This window comes from Pseudomonas sp. PME37.24/006 (genome assembly GCF_055556635.1).
The window spans coordinates 675,166-690,661 of record NZ_JBVHNL010000003.1 but is presented as its reverse complement, the minus strand read 5'-3'; the positions used below and the strand labels follow the sequence as shown (position 1 = coordinate 690,661).

Sequence of the window (15,496 nt, the reverse complement as noted above, 5' to 3'; positions counted from 1 at the left end):
AGGGCTTAACAATTGTCTGCCAATCCAGGTTTTTTGGGATGTTCACGGGGCATAACGCTGGTGCTCGCCGCGACAGTTTTTCTGTGGGCGGGGGAGGCCAATGCCAGTGCCGCGGCTCTGACGCTGCCTGAGGCGCTGCGGCTTTCCCAACAGAACAACCCCACGTTGGCCGCTGCCGGCTGGGAGCTGGACATCAGCAAGGCCGAACGTAAACAGGCCGGGTTGCTGCCCAACCCGCAGTTGTCGTGGGAGGTTGAAGACACCCGCAGCGATACGCGAACCACCACCGTGCAACTGACTCAGCCCATCGAACTGGGCGGCAAGCGCGGGGCGCGTGTCGATCTCGCCGAGCGTGGCATGGATGTCGCTGCCCTCACGGTAGAGCAGAGCCGCAACGCGCTGAGGGCGGACGTCATCCAGGCTTTTTACGCAGCCCTGCAGGCCGGCATGCGGGTCGAGCTGGCAAACGAGTCCCGTGAAGTTGCGCAACGCGCGCTCGGCATTGCACAGGGCAGAGTCAAGGCCGGCAAGGTTTCACCGATAGAGCTGACGCGCGCCCAGGTGCAACTTGCCGAGCTGCAACTGGAAGCCAGTCGAGCCACCCGTGATCAGGGCATCGCGAAGGCTCGTCTGCGCCTCGTTCTGGGCGAGGAACAGGTTGCCGACACGCTTCGGCTGCAAGGTGATGCGACCCGTATTCCGGAGCTGCCGTCCGTTTCCCGTTTGCTGTCGGCACTTGGCGGCAGTGCCGAGTTGCGTTCTGCGAGGCTGGCCATCGAACAGCAGGAGGCTTCTTTCGCGCTGGAAAGAACGCAGCGCATCCCTGATCTGGACGTCAGCATCGGCAGCCAGTACAGCGCTGCCGACCGTGAACGCGTGAACCTGGTCGGGCTGTCCATGCCCTTGCCGCTCTTCAATCGTAACCAGGGAAATATCCTGGCGGCGGCGCGCCGAGCTGATCAGAGCCGTGACCAGCGCAATGCCACCGAGCTGCGGCTGCGCAACGAAATCGCCACCTCGGCTGATCAGTGGCTGATGGCCAAGGAGGAAATCCGCTCCTTCGAATCGATGATCCTGCCCTCGGCCCAGAACGCCGTTGAAAGCACCGCGCGTGGTTTCGAGATGGGCAAGTTCGGCTTCCTCGATGTGCTCGACGCGCAGCGCACGTTGATCCAGTCGCGTGCGCAATACATCCAGGCGTTGTCTGCGGCCACCGAATCCTGGGTGCAGCTCGAACGCATCCTCGGTGACGTCACCGCTGTCGAGTGAGCCTCGGCACTCATCACGCAGATTTTCATTTTCAGAATCGCCATGGGGCGCCTACTGCTTCGGTAGGCGCCCGGCTTATCCATTCGGGAGTATTCATGAGTAAGAAATTGGCCTTGGCGATCAGCCTCGCCCTTGGGATTGGTGTGGCCGGTGGTGGCGCCTGGTACCTGAATGAACGCTCGGCCGATCACGCGAGCGAGGACGCCGCCAGCCACGCCGAAGAGGGGCATGCCGACAGCGAGAGTGGGCATGACGAGCAGCAGGCTGGGCCCAACGGCGGTGAAATCCATACCCAGGGTGCCGTCAGCCTGGAGCTGGTAGCCCCCGAAAGTGAGGACGGTTCGAAGCCGATCTCCATTTACCTGTTGAAAGATGGCAAGCCCATTACGCCGTCAGCGAATACCTCTGTCACCCTCGACGCGACACGTGCCTCGGGTGAGCAGGTTACGCTCGCATTCACGCCGCAGAAGGCTGCATTTGTCAGTCCGATGGGCATCGCTGAGCCGCATTTCTTCGACGCGAAAATCACCGTGCGAAGCGCAGAACAAACCCTTGAGTTCGCCTACGCGAAGACCGAAGGGCTGCTCGAACTGACCGAGCAGCAGATAAAGATTGCAGGCATCCAGAGCGAGAAATCGCAACCTCGGATCATCGATTCCACGGCCCGACTGCCTGGAGAAATCCGCTTCGACGAGGATCGTACCGCCCATGTGGTACCCCGCATTGCCGGCGTGGTTGAAAGCGTGCCCGTCAATCTCGGCGACATGGTGCGCAAGGGCCAGACGCTGGCGGTCATCGCCAGCCAGCAGATTTCCGATCAGCGCAGCGAGCTGGCGGCAGCACAGCGCCGTAGCGAGTTGGCCAGAACCACCCTCGACCGCGAGAAGCAGCTATGGCAGGACGGCATCTCCGCCGAGCAGGACTATCTGCAGGCACGCCAGCTCTCGCAGGAGGCGGATATCGCCCTCGGTAATGCCAGGCAGAAGATCAACGCGCTGGGTGGGCAAGGAGCGTTATCCCAGGGCAATCGCTACGAGCTGCGTGCACCGTTCGACGGCACCGTCGTGGAGAAGCATTTCGTGCTGGGCGAGGTGGTCGATGCATCGAGCAACGCCTTCACGCTCACCGATCTGAATCATGTGTGGGCCACGTTCAACGTCGCGCCAAAGGATCTGGCAGCCATTCAGGTCGGCAAGACGGTTCAGGTGTTGTCACCTGAACTGCAGACCCAAGTGGAGGGCAGTATTTCCTACATCGGCAGCCTGCTGGGCCAGCAGACGCGCACCGCGACCGCCCGCGCGGTGCTGACCAACCCCGATGGTGCCTGGCGGCCTGGCTTACCCGTCGCCATCGAGGTGGCGACCGCATCCCGTGAAGTTGCCGTCACTATTCCGGCCGCAGCCGTGCAGCGTATCGATGAGCAGACCCAGGTATTCGTCAGGGTCGCGAAAGGATTCGTTGCCCAGCCGGTAACGCTGGGGGTGACCAGCGATGGTTTCGTCGAGGTCACACAGGGCTTGAGTGCCGGCGTCGCGGTTGCTTCGCAGGGCAGCTTCATCCTCAAGTCCGAGCTTGGTAAAGGCTCTGCAGACCACGCCCACTGACGGCCACCAGCGAGAAATCTAATGTTCGAGCGTATTATCCAATTCGCCATCGAGCAGCGCTTTGTGGTGCTGCTTTTCGTACTCGGGATGGCCGGTGTGGGGATCGCCAGCTATCAGAAGCTGCCGATCGATGCCGTCCCCGATATCACCAACGTCCAGGTGCAGATCAATACCGCTGCTGCAGGTTTTTCGCCGCAGGAAACCGAGCAGCGCGTGACCTTCCCCATCGAAACCGCGATGGCTGGTCTGCCGCAACTGATACAGACACGTTCCTTGTCGCGCTCGGGGTTTTCTCAGGTCACGGTCATTTTCGAAGACGGTACCGACCTGTACTTCGCCAGGCAGTTGGTCAACGAACGCCTGCAGATGGCCCGCGCGCAGCTTCCCGTGAATGCGGAAACGGCGATGGGGCCGATTTCCACGGGGCTGGGGGAGATCTTCCTCTGGACTGTCGAAGCCCAGCCCGGTGCCACCAAGGAGGACGGCACGGCCTATACCGCCACCGATCTGCGGGTCATCCAGGATTGGATCATCAAGCCGCAATTGCGCAACGTGCCCGGCGTTGCGGAGATCAACACCATCGGCGGTTTCGCCAAGGAGTTTCAGGTCGCCCCGGATCCCCGCCGGCTGGCCGCCTACCGGCTGACCCTGAGCGACCTGATCACTGCGCTCGAACGCAACAATGCCAACGTGGGCGCGGGGTTCATCGAACGTAACGGCGAACAGCTGGTGGTTCGCGCACCGGGGCAGGTATCGGACGAGAAAGACATCGCCAACATCATCGTTTCGAACGCCGGTGGCGCGCCGATTCGCGTCAGTGACGTGGCGGACGTGCAGATTGGCCGCGAATTGCGCACCGGCGCGGCGACCGAGAACGGCCGTGAAGTGGTCCTCGGCACCGTGTTCATGCTGATCGGCGAGAACAGTCGCAGCGTGTCTCAGGCCGTATCGGCCAAGCTGGTGGAGATCAACCGCTCGCTACCGAAAGGGGTGGTGGCGGTCGCCGTGTATGACCGAACCAACCTGGTCGACAAGGCCATCGCCACCGTCAAGAAGAACCTCATCGAGGGGGCGATTCTGGTCATCGCGGTGCTGTTCCTGTTCCTGGGCAATATCCGTGCGGCAATCATCACCGCCATGGTGATTCCGCTGTCGATGCTGTTCACCTTCACCGGGATGTTCGCCAACAACGTCAGCGCCAACCTCATGAGCCTGGGGGCGCTGGACTTCGGCATCATCGTCGATGGTGCGGTGGTGATCGTGGAAAACTCGATCCGCCGGCTGGCCCATGCTCAGCAGCACCACGGCCGCATGCTGACCCGCGCGGAGCGCTTCCGCGAGGTGTTCGCGGCGTCCAGGGAGGCCAGGCGTCCGTTGATCTTCGGTCAGTTGATCATCATGGTCGTTTACCTGCCGATCTTTGCCCTCACCGGGGTCGAGGGCAAGATGTTCCACCCCATGGCATTCACGGTGGTGATCGCGCTGCTGGGGGCGATGATCCTTTCCGTGACCTTCGTGCCCGCCGCCATTGCGCTGTTCATCACCGGCAAGGTGAAGGAAGAGGAGGGCATGGTCATGCGCTCGGCGCGCCGCGCTTACCAGCCAGTGCTGGCGTGGGTGATGAGCCATCGTACCCCGGTGTTCGCCGCCGCTCTGCTGGTGGTCGCACTCTCCGGCCTGGTCGCCACGCGCATGGGCAGTGAGTTCGTGCCCAGCCTGAGCGAGGGCGACTTCGCCCTGCAGGCGTTGCGGGTACCCGGAACCAGCCTGACGCAATCGGTGGAAATGCAGCGCCGTCTGGAAACCGCGCTGATGGAAAACATGCCGGAGATCGAGCGCGTGTTCGCCCGAACCGGCACCGCGGAGATCGCCGCCGACCCGATGCCGCCGAATATTTCCGACGCTTACGTGATGCTCAAGCCCAAAGAACAGTGGCCGGATCCAGACAAGTCACGGGAAGCCCTGATTGCCGATCTGCAGCGTGTCAGTGCCTCGGTGGCCGGGAGCAATTACGAGCTGTCGCAGCCCATTCAACTGCGCTTCAACGAGCTCATTTCCGGGGTGAGGAGCGATGTGGCGGTCAAGGTATTCGGGGACGACATGGACGTACTCAACAAGACCGCTGGCGAAATCTCCGAGGTGCTGGAATCGATCAGCGGTGCTTCCGAGGTCAAGGTCGAGCAGACCTCCGGCTTGCCGATGCTGACCATCAACGTCGACCGCGAAAAGGTCGCGCGCTATGGCCTGAACATCGGCGACGTGCAGGACACCATCGCCTTCGCGGTGGGCGGCCAGCAGGCCGGTACCGTGTTCGAGGGCGACCGCCGCTTCGCCATCGTCGTGCGTCTGTCCGATCAATTGCGCACCGACGTGGACGGCTTGTCGCGCCTGCTCATCCCCATTCCGCCGCGCCCTGGCAGTGTGGCGGATCAGATCGAGTTCATTACCCTGGCGGATGTCGCCAGCCTCGACCTGGTGCTGGGCCCCAACCAGGTCAGTCGTGAAAACGGCAAGCGCCTGGTGGTGGTCAGTGCCAACGTTCGCGGTCGTGACCTGGGCTCGTTCGTGGAGGAAGCCGGGCAACGTATCGAGCAAGGCGTGCAGATACCCACTGGCTACTGGACGACCTGGGGCGGCCAGTTCGAGCAGCTGCAGTCAGCGGCCAAGCGGCTGCAAATCGTGGTGCCGGTGGCTTTGCTGTTGGTTCTGACCTTGCTGTTCATGATGTTCAACAACCTCAAGGATGGCCTGGTGGTTTTCACCGGTATTCCCTTCGCACTGACTGGCGGTGTGATGGCGCTGTGGTTACGTGATATTCCCCTGTCGATCTCTGCAGGCGTGGGGTTCATCGCATTGTCCGGAGTGGCCGTTCTCAACGGCCTGGTGATGATTGCCTTCATCCGTAGCTTGCGCGAAGAAGGGCGCCCGTTATCTGCTGCGATCACCGAGGGAGCCCTGACACGCTTGCGGCCTGTGTTGATGACCGCCCTGGTCGCCTCGCTGGGGTTCGTGCCCATGGCATTGGCCACAGGCACGGGTGCCGAGGTTCAGCGGCCATTGGCGACCGTGGTGATCGGCGGAATTCTTTCCTCCACCGCACTGACCCTGCTGGTGCTGCCAGCGCTCTATCAGTGGTTGCACCGCCGAGACGAGGACGAGCAGGCCACAGCGGAGAGCTCCCGCTAGCCGGTGATGGCCGCGCCAGAGGGCGGGATCTACGGAGAAAGCCCGTCTGGCGCCGCCGTTCGTTTTCAGCCGGAAGCACACGACAAGAGACTTCCTGCCCAAGTCGATTTACTGTGGCGGCGTCAGATAGCGCAGCGGCAGGGGAGTCGAGGCATGGGCACAGATACGAACGGCCGCGACTGGGTGCTGCGCAGCCACGTGCCGGGTCGGGTGGAGCGCATCGAGGCCTATTTCAGCGGCCATGGATACGACCCGCATCGTCACGACTCTTACGCCATTGGCCGCACGCTGTCCGGCGTGCAGAGCTTTCGTTATCGGCGGGCCATGCGTCACAGCCTTCCTGGCGGCACGCTGGTGTTGCATCCGGACGAGCTGCACGACGGCATGGCGGGAACCGAGGACGGTTTTCGCTATCGCATGCTCTATATCGATCCCGTGCTGATCCAGCAGGTGCTGGGCGGCAAACCGCTGCCCTTCATCGCTGGTGGGCTCAGCGATGACGCGCGTCTGCGCTGGGCCACCGAGACGTTCATGCAGGCGATGGATCATCCTCTCGAGCCGCTGGAGGAAGACGATGCCATCCATGACCTCGCTCGCGCACTGGATACGGTCGCGGGGAAGAGTCGCGGGCGGCACGCCTTCGATTATCGCGCTGCACAGCGGGCCAGGGAGTACATCCATAGCCGTAATGGGGCGAGCATCACCCTGGACGAGCTGGAGCATGTCAGCGGGCGTGAGCGCTGGAGTCTTTCCCGGGATTTTCGCGCGCTGTTCGGCACCAGCCCCTACCGCTACGTGACGATGCGTCGGCTGGATCGCTGCCGTGAGCTGACATTGGCGGGCATCGGTCTGGCCGACGCGGCACTGATCGCCGGCTTTTTCGACCAGAGCCACATGACCCGTCATTTCGTCAGAAGCTTCGGTCTGTCCCCGGCCCGCTGGTTGAGCATGGTCAGGTTGCAGGATCGTACAAGATAGCGCTCCGGCGCCTCGCTAGAGTGGTGAAAACCAACCGAGGAGCCGCCTATGCCCAGCCAGAATCCGTCATCGAAAAAAACCGTCAACCTCGAGCAGAAGTTGGCCCTGATCCACGATCAGTGGTCACCCAGAGTGGTCGCGGAAATGAACGACTACCAGTTCAAGGTCGTGCGCCTGCAGGGCGATTTCATCTGGCATTCGCATGCCGAGACGGACGAAGCGTTTTTCGTCCTCGATGGGCAACTGCGACTCGATTTCCGTGATGGCCAGGTAACGCTTGGCAGCGGCGAGCTGTACGTGGTGCCCAAGGGTGTGGAGCACAAGCCTTACGCCGAGCAGGAAGTGAAGCTGATGCTCATCGAGCCGCGTGGTGTGCTGAATACCGGAGAGGAGGGCGGTGAGCGTACGGCGATAAACGATCTGTGGATCTGACGGCTGGGCTGGCGCTCGTTGCGAACGCCAGCCCATCGCCATTACGTCAGATACTTCAGGTACCGCTCTTCACTTTCGTCCAGATCCGCGTGCGGATGCGGTCGACGTTCAGTGGCATGGCTTCCAGCGCATAGAGCTTTTCCATGACGTCATCGGGCGGGTAGACGGTGGTGTCGGCCTTGAGTGCCGGGTCGACCAGCGCGTCCGCCTTGCTGTTGCCGTTGGCGTAGTGCACGTAGTCACTGATTCCAGCGATCACTTTGGGCTCCAGTAGATAGTTCATGAAGGCGTAGGCGGCCTTTTCGTTGGGCGCATCCTTGGGAATGGCGACCATGTCGAACCACATTGGCGCGCCTTCCTTGGGAATCACGTAGGCGATGTCGACACCGTTGCCGGCCTCTTTGGCGCGGGCGCTGGCCTGCATGATGTCGCCTGAGAAACCCACCGCCATGCACACGTCGCCATTGGCCAGTTCACCCACGTATTTGGATGAGTGGAAGTAGGCGACGTTCTTGCGCATCTCCATCAGCAGCGCTTCGGCCTTCTTGTAATCCTCGGCCTTCTGGCTGTGGTGCGGCAGGCCCAGGTAGTGCAGGGCGATGGGCAGCATTTCCGGGCCGTTGTCGAGAATCGCCACGCCGCACTTGCTCAGTTTGGCCATCAGCTCGGGCTTGAAGATCAGATCCCAGGAGTCCAGCGGTACGTCATCGCCGAGTACGGCCTTGACCTTCTCGACGTTGTAGCCGATGCCGGTACTGCCCCACAGGTAGGGGAAACCATGGTGGTTGCCCGGATCGTTACCTTCCAGCGCCTTGAGCAGCGTCGGGTTGAGGTTCTGCCAGTTGGGCAGCTGGCTCTTGTCCAGTTGCTTGAGCGCGCCGCCTTGAATCTGCCGGGCCATGAAGTGGTTGGAGGGGAAGACCACGTCATAGCCGGAGCGGCCGGCCATCAGCTTGGCGTCGAGGGTTTCGTTGCTGTCGTAGACGTCGTAGTGGGGTGTTACGCCGCTGGCCTGTTGGAAGCTCTTCAGGGTGTCGGGAGCGATGTAGTCCGTCCAGTTGTAGATGCGTACGTCCTGCGCTGCCTGGCTGACCGAGGCGACGAGCATGAGCGGGATGAGCGATTTCAGCATGGGAGACCTCAACTGTTGTTGTCGATGTTTTGGAGGCAGCAGTCAGAAAATCAGTACATAGGTTTTGCGCAGCGTTTCTTGTATGTCCCACACGCCAGTGGTGTTGGCCGGCAGCATGAGCGCGTCGCCGGCCTTGATCTCGATCGGCTCGCCCACGTCCGGAATGAACGTACAACGCCCGGCGATGAAGTGGCAGAACTCTTGTTGCACGATTTGTCGGCGCCAGCGCCCGGGCGTGCATTCCCAGATGCCGGTTTCCACGCCGTCGTCGCGCTCCACGCAGGTCACCGAAGTGACGGCGGCGGGCTCGCTGAGCGGTACCGCGACCGGGTTGTGTTCGTCGAGTGCGACGCTGTCGGTATTACGGAAATGCGTGATGGTCATGGCTTGCAACCTGAGTGTCGGGTGAGGGTATTCACTTCATGAAACCTTCCATCATGCTGGCGACGCGCTGTGCCATGTAGCGCTGCCACGGGCGGCTGGATGGGTCGGCCAGCAGTTTGTCTTCGCGCACGAAGCTGCGGATGATGGCGTTGTAGCCGAGCCAGCGGCAGGGCTCCGGCTCCCAGCGCGGCAAGTCCTGCACACGGGTGTCGTGACGTACCCAGGGCTGGCGGGTGAGCAGGCTGTCGTTGCCGAGGATCAGGTCGGCCAGGGTGCGCCCGCCGAGGTTGCTGGCGCCTACGCCCTCGCCACCGTAACCACCGGAAAGGGCGATACCGTTGCCGCGGTCGCAGAGCATGTGCGGATGGAAGTGCCGCGCCATCCCCAGGTTGCCGCCCCAGGCGTGGGTGATGCGCACATTGCGCAGTTGCGGAAACAATTCGCTGAACAGGTAGCGGCGCAGGCCACGTTCTTCGTCGTTGAGGTTGAAGTCGCTGCGCAGGCGGCTACCGAAGCGATAGCCGCCGCGCGCGCCGAAGATCAGCCGGTCATCCATGCTGCGCTGGCCGTAGGTGACCTGGCGGCTGGTTTCGCAGAAGGCCTGGCCGCGTTCCAGGCCGATCTCCGCCCAGGTCGAGGCGGGCAGTGGTTCGCTGGCGACGATCAGGCTCTGCACCGGAATCTGATGGCGGCCGAGCGGCGGCAGGTTGGCGGCGTAGCCTTCCACTGCAGGCACGATCCAGTCTGCGCGCACTTCGCCCGCTTCGCAGCGCACGCTGCCGGCCTGCCAGCTCAGGGCCGGCGTGCCTTCGTAAATGCTCACGCCCAGCGCTTCCACGCAGCGGGCCAGGCCGCGCACCAGCCGGGCCGGCTGAATGGTCGCGCAGTGTGGCGTGTAGAGTGCGCCATAGGCGCCGGGGATGCGCAGTTGCTGGGCGAGTTCTTCGGCGGGTAGCCAACGGTAGTCGTCGTCGCCCAGGCCTTCTTCACGATAGCCGCGCAGGTATTCGCGCAAGCGCAGTTCCTGCTCGGGATAGCGGGCCGCGCAATACAGCACGCCGCCTTTGCGGTAATCACAGTCGATCCCTTCGCGTTGTAGCACCTGGCCGACTTCATCGGGAATGCCGTGCAGCAGGTCATAGGATTCACGCCGGGCCTGCGGGGTCAGGCCGGAAAGCAGGCGATCCTCGCCGAGCAGGTTGCCCATCAGCCAGCCGCCATTGCGCCCGGATGCACCGAAGCCGGCGATCTTCGCCTCGACGATGACGATGCGCAGCTCGGGAGCCTGGCGCTTGAGGTAGTAGGCCGTCCACAGGCCGGTGTAGCCCGCGCCGATGATGGCGACATCGGCCTGGATATCGCCTTGCAGCGATGGGCGCGGTGTCAGCGGCTCATCCAGTTGATCCATCCACAGGCTGATGTTGCGCCAGTCGTTCATGCACCGCTTCCACGCAGAATGTATGCAGCAAGACTAGAAGCCCGATCAGGCGTTGTCTTGCGCGCGTACCCGCGCGTAGATGTCTTTCAGGTAGGCCTTGGGTGACAGGCCGGTGTGGCGGCGAAAGGTGCTGTAGAAGGCCGTCAGGGAATTGAAGCCGGCTTCGAAGGCCAGCTCGTCCATGCGCCGCAGGTCATTGCCTGCCTGCAGGCGTTGCAGCAGGTGCTGCAGGCGCGCCTGGTTGACGTAGCGGTAGAAGCTCTGGCCGAGCACCTGGTTGAGCAGGTAGGAAATCTGGTTGCGGCTGTAGCCGGTGGCAGTGGCCACCTGTTGCAGGCTCAGGGCCGGGTCGAGAAAGGGTTGGCGGCGCTGGAAATAGTCCTGCAGGTCCTGCGCCATGAAGCCCAGCTGCCGTGTCGACAGGCCCAGCTTGCTGATTGCCGCGCTGGTCTGGATCGGTGGTCGCGTGTCCTGACCTTCATGCACCAGCGAGGCGTATTCGTTGACCCGCCAGATCAGCCCGTCGCGCACGGTGATGGCTTCAGCGGTGCGGAACGACACCAGGCCCTCGCCGCCATGCAGCGTGGTGCGGTACTGGATGAATGCAGTATGGCCGTCGATGCGGATGCGGTCGGTGTGTTCCAGCGCTTCGTCCGGGTGGCGCGGCATTGTGCTGAGCACGTAGTCGCGCAGCTCGGCCAGGCCCATGCTGCGGTTGAGGAAGAAGTCGTGGTACTCGACCTCGGGGTGATAGAGCGCCATCACCGCATCCAGATCGCGGTACTTCCAGCTGTAGTGATAGCGCAGCACGGTTTCGCGGGTGCGTTCGGTCTGGGCGGGGTCGTCGGGGATATCTGGCATGCCGGTTTCGTCCAAGGCGCAGAGGCCAGCTTGCCCGACTCCGGCTGAGGCCTCAAGTGGATGGCCGGGATGAGCCGCGCGTTACCAACGTGAGTAAAATTTGTTTTTAACGTTAGTCGATTGAGTTTGTTTCACTCGAAAGGCGCCTCGACAATGCACGTCATCATTTATGCATTGGAGATATCGCCATGGCCCTGGCACACAGCCTCGGATTCCCCCGAATCGGACGTGACCGCGAACTGAAGAAAGCCCAGGAGGCCTTCTGGAAAGGTGAGCTGGACGAAGCCGGCCTGCGTGCCGTGGGCCGTGAGTTGCGTGCCCGGCACTGGCAGGTGCAGAAGGAGGCCGGTATCGAGCTGCTGCCGGTCGGCGATTTCGCCTGGTACGACCAGGTGCTGGCCCATTCCCTGACCTTCGGGGTGATCCCCGAGCGTTTCCGCCCTGGCAGCGGCAAGCCGACCCTGGATACCCTGTTCGCCATGGCCCGCGGGGTGAGTGGCGACAGTTGTTGCGGCGGCGCCCATGCCCAAGAGATGACCAAGTGGTTCGATACCAACTACCACTACCTGGTGCCCGAGTTCACTGCAGACCAGCAGTTCGCCCTCAGCTGGGAGCAACTGTTTGAGGAAGTGGATGAGGCCCGTGCCCTGGGCCACAACGTCAAGCCGGTGGTGATCGGCCCGCTGACCTACCTGTGGTTGGGCAAGCTCAAGGGCGAGGCCCAGGGTTTCGACAAGCTGGAGTTGCTCGAGCGCCTGCTGCCGCTCTACGGGCAGATCTTCCAGCGCCTGGCCGAGCAGGGCGTGGAATGGGTGCAGATCGACGAGCCGATTCTGGTGCTCGACCTGCCTCAGGACTGGAAGAACGCGTTCGAACGCGCCTACAACAGTCTGCAGCGCGAACCGCTGAAGAAGCTGGTCGCCACCTACTTCGGCGGCCTCGAAGAGAACCTTGGTCTGGCGGCCAACCTGCCGGTGGACGGCCTACACATCGACCTGGTGCGCGCGCCACAGCAGTACCCGACCATCCTCGACCGCCTGCCGGCCTATAAGGTGCTGTCCCTCGGCGTGGTCAATGGCCGCAACGTGTGGCGCTGCGATCTGGAAAGCGCCCTGGCGGTGATCGGCCATGCGCACAGCCGGCTTGGCGAACGCCTGTGGATCGCGCCGTCCTGCTCGTTGTTGCACAGCCCTGTCGATTTGCAGCGTGAAGATCAACTGGATGCCGAACTGAAAGGCTGGCTGGCCTTCGCCACGCAGAAATGCGCCGAGGTGGCGCTGCTGGCTCGCGCCGTCAATCAGCCGGACGCTCCCGACGTGCGTGCAGCGTTGGCCGAGAGCCGCGCCGTGCAGGCCAGTCGAGCGGCGTCACCACGTATCCACAAGCCGCAGGTGCAGGCGCGCCTGGCCGCTGTGACCACCCGCGATAGCCAGCGTGGGGCGCCGTTCGCCGAGCGCATCGCCAAGCAACGAGCCGGCCTCGATCTGCCGCCTTTCCCGACCACCACCATCGGCTCGTTCCCGCAGACCGCGGCGATTCGCCTGGCGCGCCAGGCGTTCAAGCAGGGCAAGCTGTCGCTGGGTGATTACACCGACGCCATGCACAGTGAGATTCGCCATGCGGTGGAGATTCAGGAGCGCCTGGGGCTCGACGTGCTGGTGCACGGCGAGGCCGAGCGCAACGACATGGTCGAGTACTTCGCCGAGCAGTTGGACGGCTACCTGTTTACCCGTTTCGGCTGGGTGCAGAGCTACGGTTCGCGTTGCGTGAAACCGGCGGTGATCGTTGGCGACCTGAGCCGACCCCAGGCCATGACCGTGGAGTGGATCCGTTATGCGCAGAGCCTCACGGGCAAGGTGATGAAGGGCATGCTCACGGGCCCGGTGACCATGCTGATGTGGTCGTTCCCACGCGAAGACGTAAGCCGCGAAGTGCAGGCCCGGCAGTTGGCCCTGGCGATTCGCGACGAAGTCGTCGACCTCGAGCGTGCCGGCATCCGCATCGTGCAGATCGACGAAGCGGCATTCCGTGAGGGGCTGCCGCTGCGCAAGGCCGACTGGCAACACTATCTGGATTGGGCAACGGAGTCCTTCCGGCTGTGCGCCAGTGGCGTGCGTGACGAAACGCAGATCCACACCCACATGTGCTACAGCGAATTCAACGACGTGATCGAGTCCATCGCCGCCATGGATGCGGACGTGATCACCATCGAGACCTCGCGTTCGGACATGGAGCTGCTGCACGCCTTCGAGGCCTTCGAGTACCCCAACGAGATCGGCCCGGGCGTCTACGACATCCATTCGCCGCGAGTGCCGGACACGGCCGAAATGGTCAAGCTGATGCGCAAGGCCGTGCGCCGCATCCCTGCCGAACGCCTGTGGGTGAACCCCGATTGTGGCCTGAAAACCCGCGGCTGGCCCGAGACCGAAGCCGCGCTGGTCAACATGGTCGCTGCCGCCCGTCAGCTGCGCAAAGAGCTGGCCTGAGGCACCACCCGCGGCATCTGGTGCAGCAGTTGTAGGAGCCGGGGGGACGCCTAGTCCTTGCCGGCGATTTCGGTGGCAGATTCGACGCAGGTGTTGGGGCGTAGATCGATTCGCTGGCAAGCCAGCTCCTACGGTTTTAGGGCTCTGTGCAGCAGAAGGATTTGGCAGGTGCAACGGTTGTAGGAGCCGGCTTGCCGGCGAAAGCGGCAGAAGATTCGCCGCTGGTGTCGGAGCGCAGATCGATTCGCTGGCAAGCCAGCTCCTACGGTTTTTCTGTCCGTAGCCCGGCGTTGAGGGTAGCGATACCCGGGAGCGATCTCCCTGGGTATCGCTACGCTCAACCACAGGCTACGGTTTGCCGCTCAGCTCGCCAGGTATTGCTCGGTCGAGATAACGGTCGCGTAGGCGAACGCCAGTGCGGCCATATAGGCTGCCTGTACCTGCGTTGCCGGAACCTGATTGCCTTCGAATTCCTGATCGCGTGTCGCGCAGGCGTCATGAATCACCGTGGTGGTGTAGCCGAAGTCCGCGCTGGCGCGGGCGGCGGCATCGATGCACATATGGCTCATGGCGCCGACCAGGGTGATCTGTTCGACGCCGGCCTTGTCGAGCTGCGCCTTCAGATCGGTGTCGCGAAACGCGTTGACCTTGTGCTTGAGCACCACACTCTCACCCGCCTGCGGCTGCACGCTTTGATGGATATGCGCACCCGTGGATCCTGCGGCGAAGAAGGGCGCACCGTCGCCTTCGAATTCGTGACGCACGTGTATGACCGTATCACCCGCCGCGCGGGCTGCGGCCAGTACACGAACGGCATTTTCGGTGGCCGCGTCGATACCATGCAGCGGCCATTTGCCGTCAGCGAAGTAGTCGTTCTGGATGTCGATCAGAATCAGGGCGCGCTTGCTCATGATGTTCTCCGTGGGAAGGGGGTGGCCTACACCTTAGCCTGTGCTCCATCGATAGGGGAGGCGGGCGGTTTTTCCGGTTGGCGGCGATCTTTCAGACCGAATCTTCGGCCGCCTTGCCGGCCGGGTTCTCGCGGGTCGGCATGGCGAGTATTTCCGGCAGCACTTCGCGCGCGAATACGCCGTGCAGGCGCCACAGCTCGGCAACTGGATCGCGGTGATGATCGACGCGAATGTCCCACAGCGGATATTCCTCGCGGTCGACGATATAGATCACTGCCGAAGATTCACCCTCGCGGTCGCCGCCGCGCTCATCACCGGCCTCCAAGGCATCGATCAGACGCTCGACCAGCGGGCGATCTTCACCAAGCCGGAATGCATCGGCCACTGCGTCCAGCACCTGCGGGCCTGCCAGGCGGTTGCCCTGTACGGAAAACTGCTCACCGGACAGCGAGCCCGCCCAGGGAATGCACTCATCACCTGTCCAGCACACGCTGTCACCGTTACGGTCGATCAGGGCCAACTGGCGCAGCTCCATGCACGGGTCGGTATCCATCAGCCGTTTGAGTGCCGCAGGGGCCGAATGGCCCTGACGTAGCAATGCCAGCCCGTCGAGGCCCAGGTACGGGTTGACCTGGGCCTGGGTCGCCACTGCGCCCGCTCCCGCGGCGGCATGGCTGAGCAGTTTGCCAACGGCGGGCATGGCGGTAGCGGCGGCAACGCCGAACTGGCCGGTTCTGGGGCAGCGGGCAACGATGGAAAAAGTCATGGCGGCTCCTTTATGCGCATGTGCCTTAGGCCGCGGGTCGGCCGCGATC

Annotated in this window: 12 protein-coding genes; 6 read left to right on the top strand and 6 right to left on the bottom strand. The window is 63.1% G+C overall.

Annotation, left to right across the window (positions count from 1 at the left end):
• The first annotated feature begins 60 nt into the window (after nucleotides 1-60).
• The 5 genes from ACZ3GY_RS14250 to ACZ3GY_RS14230 all read left to right on the top strand — a co-directional run bounded on the left by ACZ3GY_RS14250 (nucleotide 61) and on the right by ACZ3GY_RS14230 (nucleotide 7,469).
• Nucleotides 61-1,269: a TolC family protein gene (locus tag ACZ3GY_RS14250; protein ID WP_465910635.1), complete on the top strand. Its 1,209-nt coding sequence runs from the start codon at nucleotides 61-63 to the stop codon at nucleotides 1,267-1,269.
• Nucleotides 1,270-1,364: 95 nt separating this feature from the next.
• Nucleotides 1,365-2,873, top strand: a complete 1,509-nt coding sequence (locus ACZ3GY_RS14245) for an efflux RND transporter periplasmic adaptor subunit (protein WP_465910634.1) — start codon at nucleotides 1,365-1,367, stop codon at nucleotides 2,871-2,873.
• Nucleotides 2,874-2,894: 21 nt separating this feature from the next.
• Nucleotides 2,895-6,059 carry a CusA/CzcA family heavy metal efflux RND transporter gene (locus tag ACZ3GY_RS14240; protein WP_465910632.1) on the top strand — a complete coding sequence of 1,055 codons (3,165 nt, stop codon included), beginning with the start codon at nucleotides 2,895-2,897 and terminating at the stop codon, nucleotides 6,057-6,059.
• Nucleotides 6,060-6,212: 153 nt separating this feature from the next.
• A complete protein-coding gene (locus tag ACZ3GY_RS14235) occupies nucleotides 6,213-7,037 on the top strand; it encodes an AraC family transcriptional regulator (protein WP_465910631.1) in 825 nt (274 codons plus the stop codon).
• Between the two features lie 48 nt (nucleotides 7,038-7,085).
• The gene (locus ACZ3GY_RS14230) at nucleotides 7,086-7,469 is read left to right on the top strand and encodes a cupin domain-containing protein (protein WP_465910630.1); all 384 of its coding nucleotides are present in this window, start codon (nucleotides 7,086-7,088) and stop codon (nucleotides 7,467-7,469) included.
• Between the two features lie 55 nt (nucleotides 7,470-7,524).
• Here ACZ3GY_RS14230 and ACZ3GY_RS14225 read toward each other — a convergent pair whose 3' ends face one another.
• From ACZ3GY_RS14225 to ACZ3GY_RS14210, 4 genes are read right to left on the bottom strand one after another with little or no spacing between them, the layout of a single operon-like run.
• The gene (locus ACZ3GY_RS14225; protein WP_465910629.1) at nucleotides 7,525-8,601 is read right to left on the bottom strand and encodes a polyamine ABC transporter substrate-binding protein; all 1,077 of its coding nucleotides are present in this window, start codon (nucleotides 8,599-8,601) and stop codon (nucleotides 7,525-7,527) included.
• Between the two features lie 42 nt (nucleotides 8,602-8,643).
• On the bottom strand, nucleotides 8,644-8,985 hold the full coding sequence (locus tag ACZ3GY_RS14220) for a cupin domain-containing protein (protein WP_465910628.1): 342 nt from the start codon (nucleotides 8,983-8,985) through the stop codon (nucleotides 8,644-8,646).
• 31 nt (nucleotides 8,986-9,016) lie between these two features.
• Nucleotides 9,017-10,423, bottom strand: coding sequence for an NAD(P)/FAD-dependent oxidoreductase (locus ACZ3GY_RS14215; protein ID WP_465910626.1), 1,407 nt, complete (start codon nucleotides 10,421-10,423; stop codon nucleotides 9,017-9,019).
• A 45-nt stretch (nucleotides 10,424-10,468) separates the two neighbouring features.
• Nucleotides 10,469-11,284 (bottom strand): AraC family transcriptional regulator, encoded by an 816-nt coding sequence (locus ACZ3GY_RS14210; RefSeq protein WP_465910624.1) that lies wholly within the window; start codon nucleotides 11,282-11,284, stop codon nucleotides 10,469-10,471.
• Nucleotides 11,285-11,472: 188 nt separating this feature from the next.
• On the opposite strand from ACZ3GY_RS14210, the gene metE reads away from it, so the two are divergent.
• Nucleotides 11,473-13,770 (top strand): 5-methyltetrahydropteroyltriglutamate--homocysteine S-methyltransferase, encoded by a 2,298-nt coding sequence (metE, locus tag ACZ3GY_RS14205; RefSeq protein WP_465910623.1) that lies wholly within the window; start codon nucleotides 11,473-11,475, stop codon nucleotides 13,768-13,770.
• 362 nt (nucleotides 13,771-14,132) lie between these two features.
• On the opposite strand, the gene ACZ3GY_RS14200 is transcribed toward metE, so the two are convergent.
• Both ACZ3GY_RS14200 and ACZ3GY_RS14195 read right to left on the bottom strand, forming a co-directional pair.
• Nucleotides 14,133-14,681 (bottom strand): cysteine hydrolase family protein, encoded by a 549-nt coding sequence (locus ACZ3GY_RS14200; RefSeq protein ID WP_465910621.1) that lies wholly within the window; start codon nucleotides 14,679-14,681, stop codon nucleotides 14,133-14,135.
• A gap of 91 nt (nucleotides 14,682-14,772) precedes the next feature.
• A complete protein-coding gene (locus tag ACZ3GY_RS14195) occupies nucleotides 14,773-15,447 on the bottom strand; it encodes a DUF1028 domain-containing protein (RefSeq protein WP_225839232.1) in 675 nt (224 codons plus the stop codon).
• Nucleotides 15,448-15,496 lie beyond the last annotated feature (49 nt).